The 24,896-nt window shown below is 62.6% G+C and carries 25 protein-coding genes; 16 read left to right on the forward strand and 9 right to left on the reverse strand.

The annotated features are described in order from the left end of the window. Nucleotides 1–20 precede the first annotated feature (20 nt). Nucleotides 21–707, forward strand: a complete 687-nt coding sequence (locus VZC39_RS15025) for a response regulator (RefSeq protein ID WP_349919072.1) — start codon at nucleotides 21–23, stop codon at nucleotides 705–707. After that, nucleotides 704–2,164, forward strand: a complete 1,461-nt coding sequence (locus VZC39_RS15030; RefSeq protein WP_349919074.1) for an ATP-binding protein — start codon at nucleotides 704–706, stop codon at nucleotides 2,162–2,164. The genes VZC39_RS15025 and VZC39_RS15030 overlap by 4 nt, the downstream gene beginning before the upstream one ends. 45 nt (nucleotides 2,165–2,209) lie before the next feature. On the opposite strand, the gene VZC39_RS15035 is transcribed toward VZC39_RS15030, so the two are convergent. Then, nucleotides 2,210–2,725: an ATP-dependent zinc protease family protein gene (locus VZC39_RS15035; RefSeq protein ID WP_349919076.1), complete on the reverse strand. Its 516-nt coding sequence runs from the start codon at nucleotides 2,723–2,725 to the stop codon at nucleotides 2,210–2,212. Between the two features lie 401 nt (nucleotides 2,726–3,126). On the opposite strand from VZC39_RS15035, the gene VZC39_RS15040 reads away from it, so the two are divergent. The 6 genes from VZC39_RS15040 to VZC39_RS15065 all read left to right on the forward strand — a co-directional run bounded on the left by VZC39_RS15040 (nucleotide 3,127) and on the right by VZC39_RS15065 (nucleotide 8,759). Next, nucleotides 3,127–4,170, forward strand: coding sequence for a GMP reductase (locus VZC39_RS15040; protein WP_434663599.1), 1,044 nt, complete (start codon nucleotides 3,127–3,129; stop codon nucleotides 4,168–4,170). A 90-nt stretch (nucleotides 4,171–4,260) separates the two neighbouring features. Continuing rightward, on the forward strand, nucleotides 4,261–5,436 hold the full coding sequence (earP, locus tag VZC39_RS15045; RefSeq protein WP_434663602.1) for an elongation factor P maturation arginine rhamnosyltransferase EarP: 1,176 nt from the start codon (nucleotides 4,261–4,263) through the stop codon (nucleotides 5,434–5,436). A 43-nt stretch (nucleotides 5,437–5,479) separates the two neighbouring features. Further along, nucleotides 5,480–6,046 carry an elongation factor P gene (efp, locus tag VZC39_RS15050; protein WP_349919081.1) on the forward strand — a complete coding sequence of 189 codons (567 nt, stop codon included), beginning with the start codon at nucleotides 5,480–5,482 and terminating at the stop codon, nucleotides 6,044–6,046. A 196-nt stretch (nucleotides 6,047–6,242) separates the two neighbouring features. Then, nucleotides 6,243–6,851, forward strand: a complete 609-nt coding sequence (locus VZC39_RS15055; RefSeq protein WP_349919083.1) for a DUF2238 domain-containing protein — start codon at nucleotides 6,243–6,245, stop codon at nucleotides 6,849–6,851. Nucleotides 6,852–6,966: 115 nt separating this feature from the next. Then, complete coding sequence (locus tag VZC39_RS15060) at nucleotides 6,967–7,716, forward strand: DUF3530 family protein (protein WP_349919085.1); 750 nt, start codon at nucleotides 6,967–6,969, stop codon at nucleotides 7,714–7,716. Nucleotides 7,717–7,802: 86 nt separating this feature from the next. Next, nucleotides 7,803–8,759: a D-2-hydroxyacid dehydrogenase gene (locus tag VZC39_RS15065; protein ID WP_349919087.1), complete on the forward strand. Its 957-nt coding sequence runs from the start codon at nucleotides 7,803–7,805 to the stop codon at nucleotides 8,757–8,759. 53 nt (nucleotides 8,760–8,812) lie between these two features. On the opposite strand, the gene VZC39_RS15070 is transcribed toward VZC39_RS15065, so the two are convergent. Continuing rightward, nucleotides 8,813–9,289, reverse strand: a complete 477-nt coding sequence (locus VZC39_RS15070) for a glycine zipper domain-containing protein (RefSeq protein WP_349919089.1) — start codon at nucleotides 9,287–9,289, stop codon at nucleotides 8,813–8,815. Nucleotides 9,290–9,518: 229 nt separating this feature from the next. Further along, nucleotides 9,519–11,078 carry a diguanylate cyclase domain-containing protein gene (locus tag VZC39_RS15075; protein ID WP_434663606.1) on the reverse strand — a complete coding sequence of 520 codons (1,560 nt, stop codon included), beginning with the start codon at nucleotides 11,076–11,078 and terminating at the stop codon, nucleotides 9,519–9,521. A 289-nt stretch (nucleotides 11,079–11,367) separates the two neighbouring features. Between VZC39_RS15075 and VZC39_RS15080 the strand changes: the two genes are divergently transcribed. After that, nucleotides 11,368–11,970, forward strand: coding sequence for a nitroreductase family protein (locus tag VZC39_RS15080; protein WP_434663609.1), 603 nt, complete (start codon nucleotides 11,368–11,370; stop codon nucleotides 11,968–11,970). A gap of 104 nt (nucleotides 11,971–12,074) precedes the next feature. Beyond that, a complete protein-coding gene (locus VZC39_RS15085) occupies nucleotides 12,075–13,538 on the forward strand; it encodes a diguanylate cyclase (RefSeq protein WP_434663610.1) in 1,464 nt (487 codons plus the stop codon). Between the two features lie 47 nt (nucleotides 13,539–13,585). Here VZC39_RS15085 and VZC39_RS15090 read toward each other — a convergent pair whose 3' ends face one another. Both VZC39_RS15090 and VZC39_RS15095 read right to left on the reverse strand, forming a co-directional pair. Then, nucleotides 13,586–14,257, reverse strand: coding sequence for an HAD-IA family hydrolase (locus tag VZC39_RS15090; RefSeq protein ID WP_434663612.1), 672 nt, complete (start codon nucleotides 14,255–14,257; stop codon nucleotides 13,586–13,588). After that, nucleotides 14,254–14,499 carry a hypothetical protein gene (locus tag VZC39_RS15095; protein ID WP_434663615.1) on the reverse strand — a complete coding sequence of 82 codons (246 nt, stop codon included), beginning with the start codon at nucleotides 14,497–14,499 and terminating at the stop codon, nucleotides 14,254–14,256. The genes VZC39_RS15090 and VZC39_RS15095 overlap by 4 nt, the downstream gene beginning before the upstream one ends. 149 nt (nucleotides 14,500–14,648) lie before the next feature. Between VZC39_RS15095 and VZC39_RS15100 the strand changes: the two genes are divergently transcribed. Then, on the forward strand, nucleotides 14,649–15,548 hold the full coding sequence (locus VZC39_RS15100; protein ID WP_434663617.1) for a LysR family transcriptional regulator: 900 nt from the start codon (nucleotides 14,649–14,651) through the stop codon (nucleotides 15,546–15,548). 136 nt (nucleotides 15,549–15,684) lie between these two features. Here the strand turns inward: VZC39_RS15100 and VZC39_RS15105 are convergent, their stop codons facing one another. From VZC39_RS15105 to VZC39_RS15115, 3 genes are all read right to left on the reverse strand, one after another. Beyond that, nucleotides 15,685–16,353, reverse strand: coding sequence for a cold-shock protein (locus tag VZC39_RS15105; RefSeq protein WP_434663619.1), 669 nt, complete (start codon nucleotides 16,351–16,353; stop codon nucleotides 15,685–15,687). Between the two features lie 106 nt (nucleotides 16,354–16,459). Then, entirely contained in the window at nucleotides 16,460–17,026 is a 567-nt protein-coding gene (locus tag VZC39_RS15110; RefSeq protein ID WP_434663621.1) for a cysteine hydrolase family protein, read from the reverse strand. A 152-nt stretch (nucleotides 17,027–17,178) separates the two neighbouring features. Then, on the reverse strand, nucleotides 17,179–18,342 hold the full coding sequence (locus VZC39_RS15115) for an FAD-dependent monooxygenase (RefSeq protein WP_434663623.1): 1,164 nt from the start codon (nucleotides 18,340–18,342) through the stop codon (nucleotides 17,179–17,181). Nucleotides 18,343–18,595: 253 nt separating this feature from the next. Here VZC39_RS15115 and miaB point away from each other — a divergent pair, with 253 nt between their 5' ends. The 5 genes from miaB to lnt all read left to right on the forward strand — a co-directional run bounded on the left by miaB (nucleotide 18,596) and on the right by lnt (nucleotide 24,283). Further along, nucleotides 18,596–20,029: a tRNA (N6-isopentenyl adenosine(37)-C2)-methylthiotransferase MiaB gene (gene miaB / locus VZC39_RS15120; RefSeq protein ID WP_349919106.1), complete on the forward strand. Its 1,434-nt coding sequence runs from the start codon at nucleotides 18,596–18,598 to the stop codon at nucleotides 20,027–20,029. Between the two features lie 43 nt (nucleotides 20,030–20,072). Further along, on the forward strand, nucleotides 20,073–21,116 hold the full coding sequence (locus VZC39_RS15125) for a PhoH family protein (protein WP_434663626.1): 1,044 nt from the start codon (nucleotides 20,073–20,075) through the stop codon (nucleotides 21,114–21,116). Beyond that, a complete protein-coding gene (gene ybeY / locus VZC39_RS15130; protein WP_434663628.1) occupies nucleotides 21,113–21,577 on the forward strand; it encodes an rRNA maturation RNase YbeY in 465 nt (154 codons plus the stop codon). Before VZC39_RS15125 ends, ybeY begins: the two co-directional genes overlap by 4 nt. A gap of 98 nt (nucleotides 21,578–21,675) precedes the next feature. Then, nucleotides 21,676–22,557 carry a CNNM family magnesium/cobalt transport protein CorC gene (gene corC, locus VZC39_RS15135; protein WP_349919112.1) on the forward strand — a complete coding sequence of 294 codons (882 nt, stop codon included), beginning with the start codon at nucleotides 21,676–21,678 and terminating at the stop codon, nucleotides 22,555–22,557. Nucleotides 22,558–22,753: 196 nt separating this feature from the next. Next, on the forward strand, nucleotides 22,754–24,283 hold the full coding sequence (lnt, locus tag VZC39_RS15140) for an apolipoprotein N-acyltransferase (protein ID WP_434663631.1): 1,530 nt from the start codon (nucleotides 22,754–22,756) through the stop codon (nucleotides 24,281–24,283). A 78-nt stretch (nucleotides 24,284–24,361) separates the two neighbouring features. On the opposite strand, the gene VZC39_RS15145 is transcribed toward lnt, so the two are convergent. Then, nucleotides 24,362–24,844 (reverse strand): zinc ribbon-containing protein, encoded by a 483-nt coding sequence (locus VZC39_RS15145; RefSeq protein ID WP_349919115.1) that lies wholly within the window; start codon nucleotides 24,842–24,844, stop codon nucleotides 24,362–24,364. Nucleotides 24,845–24,896: the final 52 nt, after the last annotated feature.

Genomic DNA, 24,896 nt, shown 5'->3' on the forward strand with positions numbered 1-24,896 from the left:
ACCTATGGAGAAAAACGACGATGCGGATCCTGCTGGTGGAGGATGATGTAATGCTGGGGGATGGCATGCAGGATGCCCTGCGCCACAGCGGCTATACGGTGGACTGGCTGCAACTGGGGTTGCCGACCCTGGCGGCCCTCAAGAGCGATGAGTTTGCCGCCATGATCCTGGATCTCAACCTGCCGGACATCGACGGCCTCAGCCTGCTGCGCAAACTGCGCCGGGAAGGCCATCAGTTGCCGGTGTTGATCCTCACCGCCCGCGATGCCCTGGACGACAGGGTGATCGGGCTGGACGCCGGTTCCGATGACTACATGGTCAAACCCTTCGCCCTGCAGGAGCTCAATGCCCGCCTGCGGGCCCTGGTGCGCCGCAGCAAGGGACAGGCCCAGGCCATGATCAGCTACGGCGAGATCCTGATCCAGCCGGACGCCCAGCAGGCCAGCTACCGGGGCGAGATCGTCAGGCTCACCCCCCATGAATACAAGATCCTGCTGGAACTGGTAAGCCATTCTGGCCGGGTGCTGAGCAAGGAGCAGTTGCAGCAGAGCCTCTATGGCTGGGACGAGGGGGCCGAGAGCAATGCGGTGGAGGTGCACATCCATCACCTGCGCAAGAAATTCTACCCCGAGCTTATCCGCAACATTCGTGGCGTCGGCTACATAGTGCCGCCCCTGGATAATCCAGTAACGGGCGCCCAGTCATGACCCGGGTCCGCTCCATCCGCCGCTTCCTGCTCTCGGGCATTCTGGCCCTGGTCAGCGTCAGTCTCGCCGTCAGCGGTTTCATCGGTTATCTGGAGGCCAACCACGAGATGGAAGAGCTGTTTGATGCCCGTCTCGCCCAGTCTGCCCGCATCACCAACCAGCTGCTCAAGGGCTACATGGCCCAGCACAGCCGCTTGCCCGAGGGCGGCGCCATCTATCAGGAGTGGGAACAGAACGCCCCCGAGCCCTACCAGAAGGACACCAGCCTCAATCTGCTGGCGCGGGATCGGGAGTTCACCCCCTATGGCCATGAGTTTGAGCGCAATCTCTATTTCCAGTTGCTCAACGAGCAGGGGGAGATCCTGGTGCGCTCCCCCAGCGCGCCGACCCAACCATTGACCACCCTGGAGCGCGGTTTCAACAGCGAGACCAAGGATCATCACGAATGGCGTACCTTCACCCTCTACAACGAGGAGGAAGGCACTTGGCTCATCGCCGCCGAGCGGGATGACGAGCGTGGCGAACTGGCCAGTACCATGGCCACCCTGACCATGCTGCCCCTGTTCATCACCCTGCCCTTCCTGCTCGGCCTGCTCTGGTGGCTCATCTCCACCGGTCTCTCTCCGCTGCGCCAGGTGGCCCAGGCCATCAGCGAGCGTCACCCCGCCAATCTGAGCCCCCTCAACTTGACCATCAAGGCCAGGGAGCTGACGCCCATCGTCAACGAGATAAACCGCCTGATGCACACCCTGGCGGACACCATAGCGCGGGAGAAGCAGTTCACCAACGAGGCGGCCCATGAGCTGCGCACGCCGCTCGCGGTACTGCGCATTCACAGTGAGAACCTGATGGCCGCCGAGGATCAGCAGGAACGCGACCAGGCCCTGCACAAGATGCTGCTGGCGTTGGATCGCAGCGATCGGCTGATCCGCCAGTTGCTGACCCAGGCCCGCATCGACAATCAGCAGTCCCTGGCCCTCACCCCCCTCGATCTCAGCACCCTGCTGCAGGGGGCCCTCGCCGCCCTCGCCCCCCTGGCGCTCAAGAAGGGGCAGCAGCTATCCCTTGAGGGGGAAGAGCACCTGCAGGTCATGGGCCAGAGCGTGTTGATGGACCTGATGTTCAGCAACCTCATCGACAACGCCCTGCGCTATACGCCGGCCGATGGCGAGATAGCGGTCGTGGTCACAGCTGAGGGGAACCGGGTCAGAGTCGACGTCAGGGACAGCGGCCCCGGCATCCCGGCCGCCGCCCTCTCCCGCCTGTGCGAACGCTTCTTCCGGGTCAATCCCCAGCAAGGGGACGGGGTGGGCCTCGGCATGGCCATCGTCTCGCGCATCGCCGAGCTCCATGGCGCGGATCTGGACGTGCACAACCGCCCCCACGGCGGTCTGGAGGTCAGTATCTGGCTTCCCATCCCCCACGCTGCCACCGCCCCAGCCCGTCAGCCCCAATAGAAAACGGCCCCGCGGGGCCGTTTTCATTCACAAAAAGCGAAGGGATCAGTCGCAGCTCGGCTGCACGGTGAAGGTGCGGCTGGAGTCCACCGGTCCCAACTCGGCCAGCAGGCGCCGCCCCAGCAATACCGGATAGTTCATGTCGCTGCGATCCCGCAGGGTGAACCACTCCTTGTAGACCTTGTAACCGAGACAGATGGATATGGTCACCGTGGGCCGCTCCTCCATACCCCCTGCGCCGCGCACGGTGACGGTGCGCTCAACCGGTCGCTCCAGCGTCTGGCGCACCTCCTTGTCGGTATTGGCATCGGTCAGCACCAGAGAGAAGCGTACCCAGGGCTTGCCATCGCGTTTGAAGTGTTGCAGCGAGCGCGCATCCATCGAGGAGGTGAGAGCGCCGGTGTCGAGCTTCATTTTCACCGCCACCCCCTTGTTCGCACGGGTATCCGGCATGATCAACCCCTTCTCGACCCAGCCGTAGACGGTGGGGGCGGCCTGGGCTGCCACAGGCAGGCAAAGCAGGGTCAATAACAGCCAACTGGCCTTGTGTGATCCGGGCATGATCTTTTCCTCATCGGGCTCGGCCTCTGGTGGCTCGCCCTGTCAGAGTGAGCAGACGCAAGGGGAGTGTCAACTGGCAAGATCCCCGCAGCAGTCAGGGGTGAGCAATGGGCGAGGGTTTGGCCAAGTCCCGCGACAGCGGCTGACTCCGGGGAGAAAAAATGGGCAACGAGGAGATGAGATGAGTCCCTGACGTGGCGCTGGATGACACCCGTCGCTGAGCTCAGGTTGTGACGCCAAAGGCTACCACAAGGATTTGCAAATTATCAGTCTTGTTCTGACGGGATTTTTGCCTAGACTGTTGTAAACCGGAGGCCTTGAAAACCTGCGGTTTTTTTGTGCCTGCCGATAATTTGCCACTGCAAAGTGACGCACCAACAAGGCTCAAAAAGGAATTCTCAATGCGTATCGAAGAAGACTTGAAGCTCGGTTTCAAGGATGTACTGTTCCGCCCCAAGCGCTCTACTCTCAAGAGCCGTTCCCAAGTCAGCCTGACCCGTCAATTCACCTTCAAGCACACCCAGACCCAGTGGCAGGGGGTACCCGTCATCGCCGCCAACATGGATACCGTGGGCAGTTTCGCCATGGCAAAAACTCTGGCCAGCTTCGAGATGATGACGGCGGTGCACAAGCACTACAGCCTCGCGCAGTGGCAAGCCTTCGTGAACGGCACCGACCCGGCCCTGCTCGGCCATGTGATGGTCTCCACCGGCACCTCGGAGGAGGACTTCACCAAGACCCGCCAGATCCTGGCCATGTCCGACGCCTTGCGCTTCATCTGCGTGGATGTCGCCAATGGCTACTCCCAGCACTTCGTCGAGTTCCTGCGCAAAATTCGCGAAGCCTGCCCGAACCACGTCATCCTGGCAGGCAACGTGGTCACCGGCGAGATGGTGGAGGAGCTGATCCTCTCCGGTGCCGACATCGTCAAGGTGGGCATAGGCCCGGGCTCGGTCTGCACCACCCGCGTCAAGACCGGGGTCGGCTACCCCCAGCTTTCCGCCATCATCGAGTGCGCCGATGCGGCCCACGGCCTTGGCGGCCAGATCGTCGGTGACGGCGGCTGCACCTGCCCGGGGGATGTGGCCAAGGCCTTTGGCGGCGGTGCTGACTTCGTGATGCTGGGCGGCATGCTGGCGGCCCACGAGGAGTGCGGCGGCGAACTGGTGGAGGTCGATGGATCCCCCTTCATGAAGTTCTACGGCATGAGCTCGTCCAGCGCCATGGACAAGCACGCAGGTGGCGTCGCCGACTATCGCTCCTCCGAGGGCAAGACGGTACTGCTGCCCTACCGCGGCCCGGTGGAAAATACCGTGCGCGATATCCTCGGCGGTGTGCGCTCCACCTGTACCTATGTCGGTGCCAGCCAGCTGAAAGAGCTGACCAAGCGAACTACCTTCATTCGGGTGCGTGAGCAGGAAAACAACGTCTACGGCAAGGAGTAACGCCCGCTTAGACCCCGCCGTCGACCGTTAGAAGCCAAGCCACCGGTGTGCTACCCTGCGCACCGGTTTTTTGCATCTGGATGCCCTGACATGACCCCCTCCCTCCCCCCGTTTGACTGGGATATCTTCTGCACCGTCGTGGATAATTTCGGCGACATCGGCGTCACCTGGCGGCTCGCCCGTCAGTTGCAGCAGGAGAATCATGGCCTCGTCAGGCTCTGGGTGGACGATCTGGCGAGCTTCGCCCGCATCTGCCCCGGACTGGATCCGGCCCAGGACAGCCAATGGGTGGAGGGCATCCATGTCCAGCACTGGCACGATGTCCTGCCCGCCGATGCCATACCTGCCAGGGTGGTGATAGAGGCCTTTGCCTGCACGCTGCCCACCCCCTTCATCGAGCGCATGGCCCAGCAGAGCCCCCCGCCCTGCTGGATCAACCTGGAGTACCTGTCGGCCGAGTCCTGGGTCGAGGAGTGCCACGCCCTCGCCTCCCCCCAGCGGGTCGGCAATCAGAGTCTCGACAAATACTTCTTCTTCCCGGGCTTCACCGCCAGGACCGGGGGGCTCTTGTGCGAACAGGGGCTGATTGCGGCGCGAGAGCAGTGGCAACAAGATGAGGCGGGGCTCGATGCCTACTGGGCCAGCCTGGGATTAGCCCCCAAGGCACAAGATGAGCTGAGAATAAGCCTCTTTACCTACGAGAGCGCGGCACTTGGAAGCCTGGTGCAAAGCTGGTGCCAGAGCACTACTCCGGTCACCCTGCTGCTGCCGCTCGGGCGCTCCCTCAATGACGTACTCACCGGCGCCGGGCTGGAGGAGGCCATCACGACAGCCAGCGCGGGAGATCGGCTGCAAGCGGGTAACCTTTGTATCAAGCTGCTGCCGATGACGGATCAGGCCGGTTACGATCGACTGCTCTGGAGCTGCGATCTCAACCTGGTACGCGGGGAGGACTCCTTCATACGGGCCCAGTGGGCCGCCCACCCCTTCCTGTGGCACATCTATCCCCAAGACGATGAGGCCCACATCGCCAAGCTGGACGACTTCCTCACGCACTATCTGGCGGCGTTGCCCGCAGATGCGGTCCAGTGGCTGCGCGATGTCAGCCACGCCCTCAATCACGGGCACGATGTCGGCGAACTCTGGGCACAATGGCCACAATACGCCACAGTTTGGCAACAACATGCGCGAGCCTGGTCACAGAAGCTGCTCGTCGACGGGGATCTCGTCACTCGGCTGGTGAAATTTTTAGAAAGCCGTATATAATCTGGCAGTTTTTATCTGCCCGTATACGAACAGGAATTTTTACATGAAAACCGCACAGGAAATCCGCGCTGGTAACGTCGTCATGATCGGTACCGAGCCGATGGTGGTCCAGAAAGCCGAATTCAACAAATCCGGCCGTAACTCCGCCGTGGTCAAGATGAAGCTGAAAGGCCTGCTGAACGGCAGCGCCACCGAGACCGTATTCAAGGCTGACGACAAGCTGGAAGTCGTTCAACTGGAGCGTAAAGAGTGCACCTACTCCTACTTCTCCGACCCCCTGTATGTCTTCATGGATACCGAGTACAACCAGTACGACGTCGAGAAAGACAACCTGGGTGACGCGCTGAACTACCTGGTAGACGGCATGGAAGATCTGTGTGAAGTGACTTTCTACAACGAGAAAGCCATCTCCGTAGAACTGCCGACCACCATCGTTCGCGAAGTTGAGTACACCGAGCCGGCCGCCCGTGGCGACACCTCCGGTAAAGTGACCAAGCCGGCCCGCCTGAAGGGCACCACCTACGAGCTGGCCGTTGCCGCCTTCGTAGAGATCGGCGACAAGATCGAAATCGATACCCGTACCGGCGAGTTCAAGCGTCGCGTCAACTAAGTTGACTGCGAAGCCAGTTCGGACAAAAAGCGAGCCCAAGGCTCGCTTTTTCTTTATCTGCCCTAGGTTCGCGGCTGGTTCAGCCCCGGTCAATGACCCTAGGCCCAGGATCAGAGAAAATGCCATTGCCCCTTTTCATTGGCCACAATTGCGGCTACATCATGACATCAGGTTTCTTCTTCATCACAGGCGCCCTATGACATCTTCTCAAAAAATCCTGCTGCTGTTGCTCACCCTGATCCTGCTGGCGCTCTCCGGCTGGCAACCCTATGACCGGCTGACCTGGCTGCTGGAAATCGTCCCCGTACTCATCGTCATGCCGCTGCTGATCCTCACCCACAAGCACTTCCCCCTCACCACCCTGCTCTATCTCGGGATCACCGTGCACGCCGCCGTGCTGATGCTGGGGGGGACCTATACCTATGCCAGGGTGCCGCTGGGTTTCGACCTGCAACAGTGGTTTGAACTCAGCCGCAACCCCTATGACAAGATTGGCCACTTCTTCCAGGGTTTCGTCCCCGCCCTCGCCTGCCGGGAGATACTGCTGCGAGGTCACCATGTGCAGGGCAAGCGCATGCTGGCGTTCCTCGTCATCTGCGTGGTGCTGGCCATCAGTGCCAGTTATGAGCTGATCGAGTGGGGAGCGGCCCTCGCGCTCGGTCAGGGAGCCGACGAGTTCCTCGGCACCCAGGGGGATCCCTGGGACACCCAGTCCGACATGTTCTGTGCCCTCGTTGGCGCCATCAGCGCCCTGCTGCTCCTGACTCCCCTGCACGACAGGCAGCTCGCCAGACTCACTTGCTGAGGGCTGAGGGGAAGGGATGGCCCTTCCCCTGTCAGCACGATCCTGTCGCGTCATCGCACGTTTCCCTTCAGAAAACGGGCCCGCCGCCGCTAACCCAGTGAACCGGGGAGCGCCTATGGTCAAATCATCCTTACTGCTGTTGTTGAGCCTGCTGGCAAGCACCACCGTGCCGGCCAGCGAGATCACGCCCCCAGCCCCCCTCGATCACTGGCAATCGGGGGACTGGCAGGGTCTGCCGGACAGCACCCAGGTGGACAAGCAGCGGGTCTTGTTCGCCAGACACAGCAGCGACAACTACCTGGGGCTCGCCATCCTGTTGCCGGACTGGCAACGCAGCGGCCAGCTCTGGCAGCTGACCCGGGATCTGGGCCGGCTCGGCTTCGATACCCTCTTGCTGCTCCCCTCCCCCCAGCAGTTCGAACTGGATCCGGCGGCCGAGAAGAAACAGGCATCCATCGACAGCTTCCGCCAGCAATTTGCCGAGCGGATCGTCAAGCTCAGCGACGCCAAGTTGCAGGAGGGGGGCTTCAAGCTGTTGTTGGCCCAGGGCACCAGCGCGGCCTGGGCCGCCAACCTCATCACCAGCGAGCAACTGCCCGCCCCTGACGCCCTGGTGCTGCTGGATGGTTTCTTCCCCAACCCGCAGAGCAATCAGACCCTGGCCAAGCAGGTGGCCCAGGTCAGCATCCCGACCCTGGATCTCTATCAGGAGGAGGGGGCCCGCTGGCCTCTGCTGGCGGCCGAGGCCAGGCGCAGCGAGAGTCGGCGCAGCCACAAACTCAACTACCGCCCCTACGCCCTGATGGCGCTCGACGAGACCCCTGGTCGCATCCAGGGCTGGTTGACCCATCTCGGCTGGATCTGAGACATCCAGCGACAACGGCCACAGGCTGCACTGGTCAGCCAGCCCCCCTTTTTGGCATCATGGCCTCATCAATGGCAGGAGGCTTCATGCAGCAAATCGTGTTTCTCGACAGCGACACCCTGGACGCCGGCATCAAGCTGGGTCGCCCCGATTTTCCCCATCACTGGCAAAGCTACCCCCGCACTGCGCCGGATCAGGTGGTGGAGCGGCTCCAGTGCGCCAGCATCGCCATCATCAACAAGGTGCGCATCGGCGCCGCCGAGCTGGCCAGACTGCCGGATCTCAAGTTGATCGCCCTGGCGGCCACCGGCAGCGACAACCTGGATCTGGACGCCTGTCGCGCGGCTCAGGTCGCCGTGTGCAACATTCGCAACTACTCGGGCCCCTCGGTGCCCGAACACGCCATGGCGCTGATGCTGGCCCTGTCGCGCAATCTGTTCGCCTGGCGCCAGTCCCTGCTGGAAGGCCGCTGGCAGCAGAGCGGTCAGTTCTGCTTCTTCGATCACCCCATCTCGGATCTTCACGGCAAGCGTCTCGGCATCATCGGCAAGGGCACCCTGGGGCAGGCCCTGGGTCAACGGGCCAGCGCCATCGGCATGGAGGTCTTCTACGCCCAGAGCCAGGTCGGGGCGCCCGGAGATGATGACCGCCTGCCCCTTGAGACCCTGCTGCAGAGTTCGGATGTCATCAGCCTGCACTGTCCGCTGACCCCCTATACCCGTCACCTCATCGGTGAGCGGGAGCTGGCCATGATGAAACCGGGCGCCCTGCTCATCAACGTGGGGCGCGGTGGCCTGGTGGATGAACAGGCATTGCTGATGGCGCTGGCCAACGGTCGGCTCGGTGGCGCCGGCTTCGATGTGGTGAGTCAGGAGCCGCCCCCGCCGGATCATCCCCTGATGCGGGCCCTGCAATACCCGAACTTCATCCTGACCCCCCACGTGGCCTGGGCCAGCGATGAGTCGATGCAGCGCCTCGCGGATCAGCTGATCGACAATATCAACGCCTTCTCTCTGGGGCGCCGTCAGCACCGCCTGGTCTGAGGGCCGGGATCAAAAAAGGGGCCAAGGGCCCCTTTTTTCATGTGCAGATGCAATCAGTCATCGTCATGCCATCTGTGCTTGCGGTGTTTCTTGTACTTCTTGTGGTGCTTGTGATAGCGCCTGTCGTCGTAATAGCGATCGTTCTTGCTCTCGTGACCGTCACCGGTACGGGCACCGATGGCGGAGCCACCGGCACCGCCGATGCCGGCCCCGATCAGGCGGCCGGTATCCCCCCCCACGCTCTTGCCGATGGCGGCGCCACCCAGGGCACCGACCGCACCGCCAAGGGCGGCCTCGTTCTTGTTGCCTCTGTCGGCGGTCGCCGCGCCACCAGCCGCACCACCGAGGGCGGCCCCCACCAGGGCACCGGTGTCACCACCGAGCTGCTTGCCTATCATGGTGCCCGCCACCCCGCCGGCCCCGCCGCCGAGTATGGTATTGAGGGTTTCCGAAGCCTGCGCCGCACCGCTGGCCAGCATCAGTGCTCCCAACAGCGCCATCGCGCCCATGCCGTGTTTTTTCGCGTCCATGGAGTACTCCTGTCAAACCTGATTGATTATTTTCCTGCACTATACAAAGCGCCGGACGCTCCGCTACTGGGACAAGCAGCATGCCATCGGCCAACAGACTGTCTCTGCTCTGCGACGCTGTTAAATTAAACAGGTTAACCATTTGAAAATTCATTAAAAAAAAAGGTCACAGTGGAAATTATCCCCCCTGTGACCCACTTTCCATTTACCACTGACTATTTTTGCTTCATCACGCTCGGACAGATACTGTCACGACCCCTCCCTCGAGGGGCTGATCCCGCGCGGCAGGCAGGTGCCAGCAGTCTCTTCCCTGATGCTTGCTCCGATACAGATACTCGTCGGCCCGTTCAAACAGGCAACCCTCTGTGTCCGGGTAGTGCGCCCCTCCCGCGCTCAGGGTGATGGACTCCTTGAACTCGCGCCACTTCAGCCCTCGCACCCTAGCGAGGAGGTGGGTCAGCCGGGATTCAACCTCGTGGCGATCCCAGAGCAAAATAGCGGCAAACTCATCACCGCCGATACGGTATACCTGCTCATCCCCAAGAGTCCGGGCCAATATGGTAGCGATGCGGTAAAGCACAGCATCCCCGACGCCATGTCCCCAGTTGTCATTGATCCGCTTGAAGCGATCCACGTCGATCAACACCAGCCAGTAGGGCGTGCCCGCCTGCTCGAGCTTGCACCTGTACTCATCGAAGGCGCGCCGGTTCATGATGCCGGTGAGAGGATCGTGCAACAGGGCATCCTGCCCTTGCAGCAAGCTGGTTCTGACCTCATCGAGGCCGCCCAGGCTATCGTGCACGAACCAGGTTCTGGGCCGGCCAGGAGTGTTCGCCATGGCCGTGTTTTGCATGATGCCTTGCAGCGAGCCTTCCACCAGCGCCTGCTCCTGGCGGAATATCCGCACCAGGAAGATCAGGCTGCAGAGCCAGAGAGCGAGCAGTGCCAGCAGGGGCAGCACCACCATCAGCAATGTCTCCCGCAAGCTATCGTGAAACTGGGCCGGTGGCAGGTAGATATTGAGATCCCAGCCCACATCGGCCAGCTCGGTCTTGAGGTGACGGCCATGTCGGATAACGTTCAGCCCGAGGGCCCCCGGCTCCGCGTTTTCGTCCTGCACTGCCGGAATCAAACCCAAGTTGTCCCCCACTATGACCTGGCCAGTCTTGCGCGCCGTGAGGTAGATGGCGACCTGCTCATCCCCCATGGCCCGGTGCAGCGCTTTTTGCAAGCTGTCAAACGATAGGTCCACCATCAGCAGGCCCAGTAGCTTGCCATCCCCTTCGACTCGCTTGATCAGAGTAAGACTCTGATTGTCGGAGTTGAAGTCCTGATAAGGGCCAAACCAGAGCAGCTCGCCGCTATCGCTGTTCATGGCTTGGTACCAGGGTCGTTGTCGCGGATCGTAATACATGGGCAAGGCCCTGGCGGGGTAGCTGCTGATCTCGTCAAAGCGGGCGTTGTAGAAGTAGAGATAGTGAGCGTCGTGCTTGAACTGGTGGGCGATGGCCCAGATAGGATTAACGGCCGACTCGCCCCTAGCGATGGCCTGTTTGTCCAGCGACGCCTCCAGCACGGCGAGCTGACGCTGGTTGTCCAGCACCATCTCCTGGATCAGGGTGGCATCGATGGAGGCGAGCATCTGCTCATAGCCAGCCACCGTCTTGTCGATGCTGCGCAGGTAGCTGGCCATGGCCAGCAGCAAGGTGGAGATGAGCACCAGAGCACCGAGGAAGAAGGAGAGCGGGGTCAGTATGTAGTAACGTTTTTTGATGATCCCGCCAGCCATGCCGCCCTCTATAAAATATGATACCGCCTCGATTCTATGGTGAAATATGCTTCAAATTAATTGATTGAAATCATTAACACCTCCGTTTATTGATAAAAGCGACATTGTTTATCCCGGCCACGATTTCCGGTTTTGTCATGTGAATATTCATAAAAAGTAGAAACAGTCATTACCCAGCGTTGACGGCTTATCGTGCGGAAGGTGTTATAGTCGATCACTCGAGAAATCGGAGCCAGACGGCCTCTTTGGCCGCCACTGGTTTGATGGTTTATCAAACAAAGGAGATGTTATGAGCAGTCCATTTATCGAACAGATCAAGGTACGTCGTTCCATCTATGCCCTGGGTGACCAGGTTTCTCAAACCCCGACCCAGCTGACCGCCCTGATCCAGGAGGCCATCAAGCAGAGCCCTTCCGCCTTCAACTCCCAAAGCTCACGCGCCGTCATCCTGTTTGGCGAGCAGCACCACAAGGTGTGGGATCTCGTCAAAGCCGAGCTGAAAAAGATTGTGCCGCCCGAAGCCTATGCCCAGAGTGAAGGCAAGGTCGACGGCTGCTTCCGCGCCGGCTTTGGTACCGTGCTCTTCTTTGAAGACACCGATGTCGTCAAGGGACTGCAAGAGCAGTTTGCGCTCTATGCCGACAACTTCCCGGTCTGGTCCGAACACTCCACCGGCATCGCCCAGTTCTCCGTCTGGACCGCCCTGGCCCAGGAAGGGATTGGCGCCACCCTGCAGCACTACAACCCGCTGATCGACGAGGCCGTGCGCAAGCAGTGGGACCTGCCCGCCAGCTGGCGCCTGCGCGCCCAGATGCCCTTTGGCAGCATCAAGCAGGCCGCCGGTGACAAGACCTTCATCGGTGACGACGTTCGCTTCCGCGTATTCGGTTGATTGACTCAAGCCTCCCCCTCGGGGGAGGCTTTCCACTGATTTCCCCCCGTCGCCTCTGACTTGCCCCCATACTCATGACACCCGACCAAGATGAGGAGAGTCTCATGAAAGAGGCCCGCCCACAGAGTGCGCCATCCAGACTCTTCCCACTCTACGCCCTGCTCTGGGTCACCGCCCTTGTCTGCCTGTTTTCCCTCATCGGCATCTTCACCCGCCCCCCCGAGCTGCTGGCCGCCTTCTGGCCCGCCAATGCGGTTCTGCTCGGCATCATGTTGCGCTACCCGCGACTGGCCTCACCGGCAGGCTGGCTCGGCGGGATCGCCGGCTACCTCATCGCCGCCCTCTTCACCGATGACAGTGCCATCAAGACGACCCTGCTGACCCTGGGCAACCTGGCGGGGGTCGGCGTCGGTTATCTGCTGTTTCGTCGCCTTGATCACGAAGATATCCGCCTCAGACGCCCGACCTCCATCGTCTATCTGCTGCTGATCACCATTGCCGCCTCCCTCGCCGCCGGCCTGGTCGGCGCCTTCATCAACCCAGTGCTGTTCAGCGGTGACATCCTCTACGGACTCGGCTTCTGGTTTGCCAGCGAGCTGGTCAACTACATGGCCATCTTGCCGGTCATCCTGGCCCTGCCCTCGCTCGCCGTCATGACCCGGTGGCGCACCGACTTCTACCGGCCAGACATCTCGTGGGCCAAGCTGCTGCCGCTGCTGAGCTTCTTGGCCACCCTGCTGCTGGCCCTGCTGATCGAGGGGCCCGGATCCATCGTCTTCCCGGTGCCCGCCCTGCTCTGGTGCGCCGTCAGCTATTCGCTGTTCAGCACCACCCTGCTCTCCCTGTGCTTCAGCACCCTGACCCTGATCGCGCTCTCCAGCGGCTACCTGACCATCAATCACGACGCCCAGACCCAGTACTGGATGTTTTCGGTCCGCATCGGCCTCATGCTGATCGCCCTCACCCCCCTCACCGCCGCCAGCATCATGGCCGCCCGCAACGCCCTGCTGAACAAGATGGAATATCTGGCCCATCACGATCACCTGACCGGCGCCCTCAACCGCACCGGCTTCTGGCCCCAGGCCCAGACCATGCTGGCGCACCAGGCGCTGCGGCAGCAGTCCGTCGCGGTCTGCATGCTGGATCTGGACAACTTCAAGCGCATCAACGACAACCATGGCCACGAAGCGGGTGACACCCTGCTCAAGGCCTTCAGCGATACCGTTCGCCAGCACTTGCGCAAGGGAGATCTGTTCGCCCGCCTCGGGGGGGAGGAGTTTGTGGTGCTGCTGCCGGCGACCACCCGGCCCCAGGCGCTGGAGGTGGTCGAGCGGCTGCGTGAGCAGGTGGCCGCACTGAGCGTCAGGGACGAGGCCCAGCAGGGGGTCAGCGCCACCGTCAGCATCGGCATCATCTGCCAGCAGGGCGGCCCCTATAGCCTTGACAGGCTGCTCTCAGGGGCGGACAAGGCGCTTTATCAGGCCAAGCGCAACGGTCGCAACCGGGTGGAGCAACATCCCGATGACGAGCAGGATAATCCCGTGCCTACCCGGCCACTCAGCCTCTGATCCATTCGGTTGATGGCCTCCTTTGCCACAGTATCATCTACCGAAATTCAACCAGGCAGCGGTTCACACTGCTCAGGCAGCATCAGCCGCAGGCCCTCGACCTCATCCGTTACCTGCACTCGCCGCCAGTCAGGGATCCAGCCGCTCGCCCGCTCATGGTGCAGGCGAGTTCCCCCGACCTGCACCACCCGGCAACCGGCCTGCAAAGCGCTGGCGATGCCCGCCGGTGCGTCCTCGAACACCAGGCAATCGGCGGGATCCAGACCAAGGCGGGTGGCTGCCAGCAGATAGGGCTCGGGATCCGGTTTGCCCCGCACCACGTCATCCCCACCCACCATCAACCCCGGCTGCGGCAGGCCGGCATCGGTCAGTCGACCCCGAGCCACCCGCTTGCTGGCGGAGGTGACCAGGGCCCAGCGAGCGGCGGGCAGGCCATGGAGCAAGGGATGAGCCCCCTCAATAGGCTCGGCCACGCCCCCATGTAGCAACTCCAGCTCATCCAGCCGCGCCATCTCCTGCGCCATGTCCAGCCAGGGGGCCAGCGCCTCGATGATCTCCCTGGCCCGCACGCCGTGACACATGGCGAGCACGGGCCCGGGCGCCAGCCCGTGGTGCAGGCACCACTGGCGCCATACGGTCTCCACGCCTGCGGTCGACTTGATCAGGGTGCCATCCATGTCCAGCAGCAGAGCCTTGGCCCGCAGCACGATGGCACTCATGTCGTCGCCCCCGCCAGCACGGGTTCGACACCGGACAGCGAAGTGACGAGAGCCTGACGCTGGGCCCTCCCCTCGTAACAGGCCAGGGCCTGCTCGGTGTCGCTCGCCCACACCAGCAGGGGAGCGACCACGAAGCCTTGCGACAACAGGCTGGTCAACAGCTCCCCCGTCTCGGCCGCCGCCAGCGGCTGGGCCATGATGAGGCTGCCCTTGATTAAAAACAGATAGCGTTCGCTTTGCATGGTGTGACTCCTCGTTCCCCGTTCAGGCCGACCTCCGGCCCGCTGCGACACCATTAGAACAAGGCAAATAGATAATTTATAATCACTAAATCGCCACATTTGATAATCAAACGGAATGGATAACCAAGCGGAATGGATAACCAAGCGGAATGAAATTCGATCTGAGGCAGTTGCAGGCATTCGTGACCCTGGCGGAGACGGCCAACTACCGGGAGGCCGCCAACCGGCTGTTCATCACCCAGCCGGCGCTCACCAAGCAGATCCAGGGGCTGGAGCTGGCCCTTGGCAGCACCTTGTTCAACCGGGGTCGCCACGGCGCCGAGCTGACCGCCATCGGCGTGCAGTTGCTCAGCCAGGCCCGCGCCCTGGTCGATCATGGCAGGGAGTTCGAACGCCATGCCCTGGCGCTGGCGAGCGGCCTCGCCGGGCGGCTCAAGATGGGATTCGGCCTGTCGAGCTTCGTGCTGGCACCCTCCCTGGTGGCCCGCTTCAAGCAGCAGATCCCCGAGGTGATGGTGCATCTGCAGGACATGCCCTCCGCCATCCAGCACGAGATGCTGCTCTCCGGCCAGTTGCAGGTCGGTTTCATGCGAAGGCCACAGGCGCCACAGCTGCACGAACACAGGTTGCTGACGGACAGCCTGGTGCTGGCGGTCCCCACCCAGCTGATAGGGCCGGATCCCGCCGCCTTCGAGGTGGAGAAGGCGCTGGTAGAACAGCCCCTGCTGCAGATGGTGGGCCATCGTTGTCCCGGCCTCACCCAGCAGATCGCCAACTACCTCGGCGCCAACCGGCTGACCGGCGTCATCCAGGAGGCGGAGGACATCCAGACCCTGGTGGCCCTGGTCGCCGCCGGGATCGGCAACGCCATCCTGCCCCGCAGCGTCAGCTTTATCGCCGGGCCTGACGTCACCCTCTACCCCCTCTTCGGCCCCTATTCACAGTGGGAAATCAGCCTGGTGTGGAATTCGACCTTCGCCGATCCCATCCGGGATCAGTTTCTGGCGCTGGTCAAGGCGGCCCACCCGCAGATCAGATCTGCCACCTGAGGCATGAGGCATGAGGCATGAGGCATGAGGCATGAGGCATGAGGCATGAGGACTCTGCCATTGCGGCCACTCTCGTCAATCAAACAGGTCAGTCAGCCCAGGTCGGCTGACCGTTTCTCCCGCGAGCCTGGGTCGCTCAGTGGCCACACCACTGGCTTTCGCAGGGAATGCCGTTGCCTCTGCCGTGGCCATCCATCTTGGTATTGGGGCAATTTTGCAAAAACCAGGTGGCCTCCTCGCACGAGGTCATCTGGGAGCAGTACTGCCTGCCGTCGCATTGTTTGATAAAGGTGGGAGCCGACGGGGCGCTATCGAAAGCATTGACCTCAGCACTCATGGGCGAGGAAGCCGGCAGGGGGGAGGGTGACTCGACCGAGAAGCGGGAATAGAGGGAAAACAGGCCCGCCAGCACCAGCAGGGGGATCAGCTTGCCCCGCCAGTTGCTCTTGCGCCTGTAGGTGGGACGGGGCCGCGCCGTCGCTGGTGCAGTGACCCTGACCGACTCGTTGCGCCGCGGCGCCGATCGTTCTGGGGCGGGGGTGAAGCCATCGGCAAGGGACAGGGGCCGCTCGGGGAAGAACACCTGCTGGGCGCAGGGCTTGCCGTCCTTGCCGGTCCCGAGCAGATAAGAGACTCGCTCCCCCACCTTGGGGGGCCCGCCATCATGGTTGATCGCCGAGGCGTGCACGAAGAGATCCGGCGTCCCTTGCGCCTCGCTGCCCACCCCCTGGGCCCCCGACTCCGGCTTGATAAAGCCAAAGCCCCGCGACGCGTTCCAACTCACTATCCTGCCCTGATAACGCATGTCCTCATCCTTGTGGTCAGCGGTGTGTCACCATGTTGCCCGAAATGCGCGCGGTATCAATAGCCGCCGTGCCGTTTCAGACCAACAGGGCGGGACAGGGGCGGCCTCAGCCCAGCTGATCCACCTTGATGATCTCGGCGATGCGCCCAAGCTGGCGCAAGGAGCCGTGATGATCCATGGCATCGGCGGCGGCGCAGGCGTCCTCCAGAATGGTGATGGCGTAATCCCTGTCGTGTCCATCCCGGGTGGCGGCCTGGATGGCCCAGCTGGTGCTGACCCCGCACAGATAGAGGTGATCGATCCGGTTGGCCCGCAGGGCAGGCTCCAGCGCCGTGCCGTAGAAGGGGCTGACCCTCGGCTTGGTCAGCACCAGATCGCCGGGCTGCACATCCAGCTCGGGGTGAAAGTCGGTGCCGCTGCCCGCCAGCGACAGGGCGCCAAACTGCTTGGCCCGCCCGAACATGGGGGAGTCCTTCGGCTGCAACTGGTAACCGGCGTCGAAGCCCACCTTGATGAGGATCACCAGCCAGCCCTGGGCCCGAGCATGGGCCAGCGCCTGATTGGCGTGAGCGATGGCATCCTGCTCCACCACATGGGCCGCCGAGGCGGCGATGCGCCCGTCCGGGTGCGCGATGTCGTTGATAAAGTCGATGACCAGCAGTGCCTTGTTCATGATGTGCTCCCGTATGGTGAGATATCGTTCAGCCCTCGCGTCTGCTGACATCATCAGCGGCGCGGCCTGCAGCCATATAAAACACTAAATCCATCAATCCTTAAGACTTATAATTCACCAAATGCAAATAAAACAGTGGAACTCACTGCCATCTAGACCAGCCCCAGCGCATAGCGCAGCGCCATCTCCTTGAGGGGGCCCGCCTTGTCCGCCAGACTGAGCGCCAGGTTGCGAGCAAAGCGCAGCGGCCCAATCTCGTTGCTGAAGACCCCGTAGAAGAGATCCATCCCCGACTGCATCAGCAGGTTGTCCGGACGACGGCGACGCGCGTAGCGTTCGGCCAGCGCCATCTCATGCCAGTCGCTTCCCGCCCTGGCGAGCAGTTCCACCCAGCAGGCCACATCCTTGAAACCGAGGTTGACCCCCTGCCCCGCCAGGGGATTGATGGTGTGGGCCGCATCCCCGAGCAGCACCACCCGGCCGGCGTGATAGTCGTTGGCGTGGCGGCGCACCAGGGGAAAACTGCCTTTGCCGGTGACGGCGAAGCCACCGAGCCGGGCCGGGAAGTGGCGACGCACCTCGGCGGTCAATGCCTCGTTGCTCATGGCCGAGAGGGCACGGATCCGGGCCGGACTGTCGTACCACACCAGGGAACCATGCTGGCCCGGCAGCGGCAGGAAGGCGCGCGGGCCGCTCGGGGTGAACTGCTGCCAAGTGATGTCTTCTTGCGCAAAGTCGGTGTCGATATTGATCAGCATGCAGTGCTGGCGGTACTCGAAGCGTGACACCCCGATGCCGGCGAGCCGACGGGTGTGGGATTCGGCACCGTCACAAGCCAGCACCCAGCGCGCCCGCAACTCGGTGCCATCGTCCAGCAGCAGGGTCGCGTGTTCGCTATCCTGGGTGAGGCGCTGCACCGCCGCCGGGGTATGGGTCTGGATGTTGGGGAAATCGTCCATTCTGTTGAGCAGGGCGAGCTGCACCAGTCGATTCTCGATGATGTAACCAAGCTGGGGCAGCCCCAGGGTGGCGGCATCGAAGCGGGTGGCAAAGCCGTCCAGCTCCCAGGTCTCCAGCCGGCGATAGGGGCACAGCCGCATCTGCTGCAGTGCCTGCCAGGCCCCCGCCTGGGCCAGCAGGCCCACCGAGGCCTGGCTGATGGCGCAGACCCGCAGATCCAGCGGCTGCTCGGGGGCATAGGGCTCGGGCAACCGGGTCTCGATGACCCGAACGGAGAGCCCCTCTGCCGCCAGCAGGCAGGCGGTGGCGGCCCCCACCATGCCCGCGCCGACGATGGCGATATCGCAATGTTCCATGACGTACTTCCTGAAATGGGCGCCCCGCAAACCCACGGCGGGGCTAAACCGAATGGAGGCATGATAGCGCAAGGAGGGGGGATAAACAGTGAGAGAGGCGGCGAATTGCCGTGCCCAATCAGAGACAAAGCCACTGTTGGCGCGGCCAGCCAGCCCATGGGCCTGCCGGATATTAACTAGTCAGCCCCGCCATTGCGGAGTAAAATGCCCGGTCCTTTGACCCCGTCGATAGCAAAAACAGTCAAGAGTAGCGATGAGCAAGAAACTTCATATCAAGACCTGGGGCTGCCAGATGAACGAGTACGACTCGTCCAAGATGGCGGACCTGTTGGACGCCAGCCATGGTTATCAGCTGACCGAGGAGCCCGCAGAGGCGGACGTCCTGCTGCTGAACACCTGTTCCATCCGCGAGAAGGCCCAGGAGAAGGTGTTCCACCTGCTCGGTCGCTGGAAGAAGCTCAAGGCCAAGAAGCCGGGTCTGGTGATCGGGGTGGGCGGCTGCGTCGCCTCCCAGGAAGGGGACAACCTGAGAAAACGCGCCCCCTACGTGGACATCGTGTTCGGCCCCCAGACTCTCCATCGCCTGCCCGCCATGATCAAACAGGTGCAGGAGGGCCATGGCGCCCAGGTGGACATCGCCTTCCCCGAGATAGAGAAGTTCGACAACCTGCCGGAACCGCGCGCCGAGGGGGCCACCGCCTTCGTCTCCATCATGGAGGGCTGCTCCAAGTACTGCTCCTTCTGCGTGGTGCCTTACACCCGCGGTGAAGAGGTGAGCCGGCCGCTGGACGACGTGCTCTACGAAATCGCCCAGCTCGCCCAGCAGGGGGTGCGCGAGGTCAACCTGCTCGGCCAGAACGTCAACGCCTATCGCGGCCCGACCTTCGAGGGGGATGACTGCACCTTCGCCGAGCTGCTCAGACTGGTGGCCGCCATCGACGGCATCGACCGCATTCGCTACACCACCAGCCACCCCATCGAGTTCACCGACGACATCATCGAGGTCTATCGGGATACCCCCGAGGTGGTCAGCTTCCTGCACCTGCCGGTGCAAAGCGGCTCGGATCGCATCCTGACCATGATGAAGCGTCCCCACACCGTGCTGGAGTACAAGTCCAAGATCCGTCGCCTGCGTCGCGTGCGCCCCGACATCACCATGAGCTCGGACTTCATCGTCGGCTTCCCGAACGAGACCGACGAGGACTTCGAGGCCACCATGAAGCTGATCGAAGAGATCAACTTCGACATGAGCTTCAGCTTCATCTACAGCCCGCGCCCCGGCACTCCGGCCGCGGACCTGCCGGACGATGTGGACATGGAGGTGAAGAAGGCTCGTCTCACCCGGCTGCAGAACCAGATCAACCACCAGTCCATGCTCATCGGCCGCGCCATGCTGGGTTCGGTGCAGCGCATCCTGGTGGAGGGGCCCTCCAAGATGGATCCCATGCAGCTCTCTGGCCGCACCGAGAACAACCGGGTGGTCAACTTCGAGGGCTCCCACCGCCTCATCGGCGGCTTCGCCGACGTGGAGATCACCGACGTGCGCCCCTTCTCCCTGCGCGGCCGTTTCATCCGCGGCGAGGACGAGATGAACCTGCGCATCGCCACGGCGCCGAGCGAGATCCTGGCCCGTCGCCCCGACAACGTCCCCGATCCCCTGGGCGTTGCGGCCTTCACTCCCCATTAATCGCCCTTCCCCTGCGGGGGAAGCGCCTTGAGACGAGGTCAATTTGAGCCGACATATCGCGACCCTGAACCTGCACCTTGAGCCCGCCGACAACCAGCGGCTGGCCAGCCTGTGCGGACCCTTCGACGACAATCTCAAGCAGCTGGAGCGTCGCCTCGGCGTCGAGATCAGCTACCGTGACAACCACTTCCAGCTGCTCGGCAAGCAGGCGCAGATCGACGCCGCCGCCGTCATCCTCAAGCATCTTTATGTGGAAACCCAGCCCCTCAAGGGCGGCAAGGTGACCGACATCACCCCGGAGATGGTGCACCTGGCGGTGCAGGAATCCCGGGTATTGGAGCAGGACGAGGAAGAGGCCCCCAGCCTGCCTTATGGCAAGGAGGTCACCGTCAAGACCAAGCGCGGCCTCATCAAGCCGAGGAGCCCGAACCAGGCCCAGTACATCGCCAACATAGTGCGCCACGACATCAGCTTCGGCATCGGCCCGGCCGGTACCGGCAAGACCTATCTGGCGGTGGCCGCCGCGGTGGACGCCCTGGAGCGCCAGGAGATCCGCCGCATTCTGCTGACCCGTCCGGCGGTGGAAGCGGGCGAGAAGCTCGGCTTCCTGCCGGGCGATCTCTCCCAGAAGGTGGATCCTTACCTGCGCCCCCTCTACGACGCCCTGTTCGAGATGCTGGGCTTCGAGCGGGTGGAGAAGCTGATGGAGCGCAACATCATCGAGGTGGCGCCGCTTGCCTATATGCGCGGGCGCACCCTGAACGATGCCTTCATCATCCTGGATGAGGCCCAGAACACCACCACGGAGCAGATGAAGATGTTCCTGACCCGCATCGGCTTCAACTCCAAGGCGGTGGTCACCGGCGACATCACCCAGGTGGATCTGCCCCGCAGCACCAAGTCCGGTCTGCGCCACGCCCTGGAAGTGCTGCAGGGGGTCGATGGCCTCTCCTTCAACTTCTTCGAATCCAAAGACGTGGTGCGTCACCCCGTAGTGGCCCGCATCGTGCAGGCCTACGAGGCGTTCGACGCCCAACAGGCAGCCGACAAGGCCGCCACCAACATCAAGCAAGAGAATGCCCAATGAGCCTGACCCTGGATCTGCAACTGGCCTGTGCCAACGCCGAAGGATTGCCCACCGAAGCCCAGCTGCAAGGCTGGCTCGAGAGCACCATTCTGGGTTTCCAGGACGAGGCCGAGGTGACGGTGCGGCTGGTGGACGAGACGGAGAGCCGTGAGCTCAACCACACCTATCGCGGCAAGGACAAGCCCACCAACGTGCTCTCCTTCCCGTTCGAGGCCCCTCCCGGCCTGGAACTGCCCCTGCTCGGGGATCTGGTGATCTGTCGCCAGGTGGTGGAAGCCGAGGCGATCGAGCAGAACAAACCCCTCATGTCACACTGGGCCCATATGGTTGTGCACGGCAGTCTGCATCTGCTAGGTTATGACCATATCGAGGACGAGGAGGCCGAGGAGATGGAGCAGCTCGAGCGCGACATCCTGCAGGAGATGGGCATCCCCGATCCCTACCTCGACGACGAAGAGTAAGGCCATGGGGATGGTCACCTGATTGAAACAGGCTGTTACTATCCTCATATAGTGCCAAGACAACGATCCTGTGTTCACACGAGTAACCAAGAGAGAAAATGACCGACGATCACCCTAGTACCGGCTCGCCGAAGAAAACCTGGCTCGACAAGCTCAGCCAACTCTTCCAGGGCGAGCCAAAAGACCGCAACGATCTGGTGGAAGTCATCGCCGATGCCGAAGAGCGAGACCTCATCGATCAAGACACCAAGGACATGATCGAGGGCGTGCTCGAAATTGCCGAGCTGCGCGTACGCGACATCATGATCCCCCGCTCCCAGATGGTGACCATCGAGAAGTCCCAACCGGTGGACGAGTTCCTGCCGGTCATCATCGAATCCGGTCACTCCCGCTTCCCGGTGATCAACGAAGACAAGGATCATGTGGAGGGCATACTGCTCGCCAAGGACCTGTTGCCGTTCGGTTTCGGCGGCCAGCATGCCAGCGAGCCCCTGCAGCTCGAGAAAATCCTGCGCCCCACCGTGATCGTGCCGGAGAGCAAGCGGGTCGATCGCCTGCTCAAGGAGTTCCGGGAAGAGCGCTACCACATGGCCATCGTGGTGGACGAGTTTGGCGGTGTCTCCGGTCTGGTGACCATCGAGGACATCCTCGAACTCATCGTCGGCGAGATTGACGACGAGTTCGATGACATCGAGGACGAGCCGGAAGAGATCCGCCGCATCAGCAAGCGGGTCTTCTCCGTCAGTGCCCTCACCGAAATCGAAGACTTCAACGACTTCTTCGGCACCCAGTTCAGCGACGAAGAGGTCGATACCGTGGGCGGTCTGGTGATGCACGCCTTCAGCCACCTGCCGAAGAAGGGCGAGGAGATCGAACTCGACGGCTACCTGTTCAAGGTGATGCACGCGGACAGACGTCGCCTGCAGCAGCTGCAGGTGAAGATCCCGGAGAATCACGCGGCTGCCCAGCCGGAGTCCTGATTCACCCTCCGCGCATCGCATGTTCAACGCCCCTGCCAAGGGGCGTTTGTCATTCTGACCTGCGCCCTTTTCTCTCATCATCTCCCTGTCACTTGCCTGTGATACTCCGCTCGCCGGGAGGCTCGCCGTTGGCAGCGTTTGCGGTTAAGATGTCGGCCACTTAACTTTTTTCAGTCCAATTCGAGCCCCTAGCCCAGTGAAATCCAAATTTCTGACCAGCCTCTTCGCCCTGGCCTCCGGTGCCATCGCCGTCCTGGCCTTCTCCCCGTTCGGCTACTGGCCCCTGGTGATCCTCTCGCTGCTCGGCCTCTATGCCCTGCTGGACAAGGCGACCCCCCGCCAGGCGGCCTGGTGCGGTTTCGGCTATGCCATGGGCCTCTTCCTGCCGGGCCAATGGTGGATCCACGTCAGCATGACGGAATTCGGCGGTATCCCGCTGCCGGCGGCGTTTGTGCTGCTTGCCGGGCTTTGCGCCTATCTTTCTCTCTACCCGACCCTGGCCTGCTGGTTGTTTGCGCGGTTTTTCAGCGGTCGTCACTGGAGTCGCTGGCTGCTCGCCTTTCCGGCGCTCTGGCTCGGGGCCGACTGGCTGCGGGGCTGGGTGATGACCGGCTATCCCTGGCTCTGGTTCGGCTACACCCAGATCGACGGCCCCCTCAAGGGCTTCGCCCCCATCCTGGGGGTGCAGGGCATCACCCTGGCCCTGCTGCTGTGCACCTCCGCCCTCTGGCTGGTATGGCAGAGCCGCAAACCGGCCTGGCTGCTGCTCCCCGTCGCCCTGGTGGGTACCGCTCACGCCCTGATGCAACTGAACTGGGTAACCCGGGGCGAGCCGGTCAAGGTGGCCCTGGTGCAGGGCAACATCGCCCAATCTCTCAAGTGGGATCCGGAGGCGCTGATCCCCACGGTGCGCACCTATCAGGATCTCAGCCGCGAGAATCAGGATGCCGACATCATCGTCTGGCCGGAGTCCGCCATCCCTGCCATCGAGAAGGAGATGGGCACCTATCTGGAGAGCCTGGACAAGGCGATGAAGGTCAATGACACCGGCCTGCTGGCGGGGATCATCCACTACGATCTGCAGCAGCAGCGTTTCTACAACACCGTGCTCGGCATGGGGGTACAGGATGCAGAAGGCAAGGAGTCCTACCACTACGAGCACAAGAACCGCTACTACAAGTACCACCTGCTGCCCATCGGCGAGTTCGTGCCGTTTGAAGATCTGCTGCGCCCCATCGCCCCCTTCTTCAACCTGCCCATGTCCTCCTTCAGCCGGGGTGACGAGGTGCAGCCGAACCTCATCGCCAAGGGGCTCAAGTTCGCCGCCGCCATCTGCTACGAGATCATCTTCCCGGACGAGGTGCGCCGCAACGTGCAGCCGGACACCGACTTCCTGCTGACCGTCTCCAACGACGCCTGGTTCGGCACCAGCATCGGCCCCTGGCAGCACATGGAGATCGCCCGCATGCGCGCCCTGGAGCTGGCCCGCCCGCTGCTGCGCGACACCAACACCGGCATCACCATCGTCACCGAAATCGACGGCAGCATCATCGCCCAGATCCCGCAGTTCGAGGCCGGGGTATTGCGCGCCGAGGTGCGCCCGGCCCATGGCCAGACTCCTTATCTGCGCTTTGGCAGCTGGCCCATGTATGGCATCGCCGCCCTGCTGCTGGGCCTTGGCCTGGCCCTGCGCCCCCGCGCCCACCCCTGGGCCCGCAAGGACTGAGTGCCAACCGGCCGATAGCCAGCCATAAAAAGAGGCGCCCAATGGGCGCCTCTTTTCTATCGGCTCAGCCAATATGACTCAGGGTGAGAGCGGCTCACGGTGATACTCGTTGGCCCCGCACTCCGGACAGGTGCCGAGTCGCTCGGGGTGCAGCACGGTGTGGCGCCACTCGCAGTGATCGCACACCAGCACGCCGAGCCCGACCCAGTCACCGGCCCGGTAGATGCCCTTGTGCTCCAGCTCGTCGGCGAGCTCGCGCCACTCCACCTGGGCACGGTCGGTCACATCCGCGAGCCAGGACCAGGCGGTGTCCTTGAGCGCCAGCATGAAGGCAGACTCAGGGGCCTCGGCCCGGCCTTCGTCATAGTTGCCGAGATCGCGCTTCACGTACTCGGCGATCAGCGCCAACTCATCCTGGGTCAGATCGCTGGCCGCTTCCAGATAGGCCTGCACCTTGGCGATCATCCGGTTCAGGCGCTCCCCCTGAAACTCCTCCGTCTCCTCCCACTGCTTCTTGAGCTGGGCGATGAAGGCTTCATACCCTTTTTGCTGTTTGTCCATGGCCGTTACTCCTCTGCTGCACGCTGATCATGGCCGGCCCGAGATCCGGCGG

Origin of the sequence: Aeromonas sp. NJAU223 (assembly GCF_051125555.1) — a bacterium.
GTDB classification, from domain to species: Bacteria; Pseudomonadota; Gammaproteobacteria; order Enterobacterales; family Aeromonadaceae; genus Aeromonas; species Aeromonas veronii_G.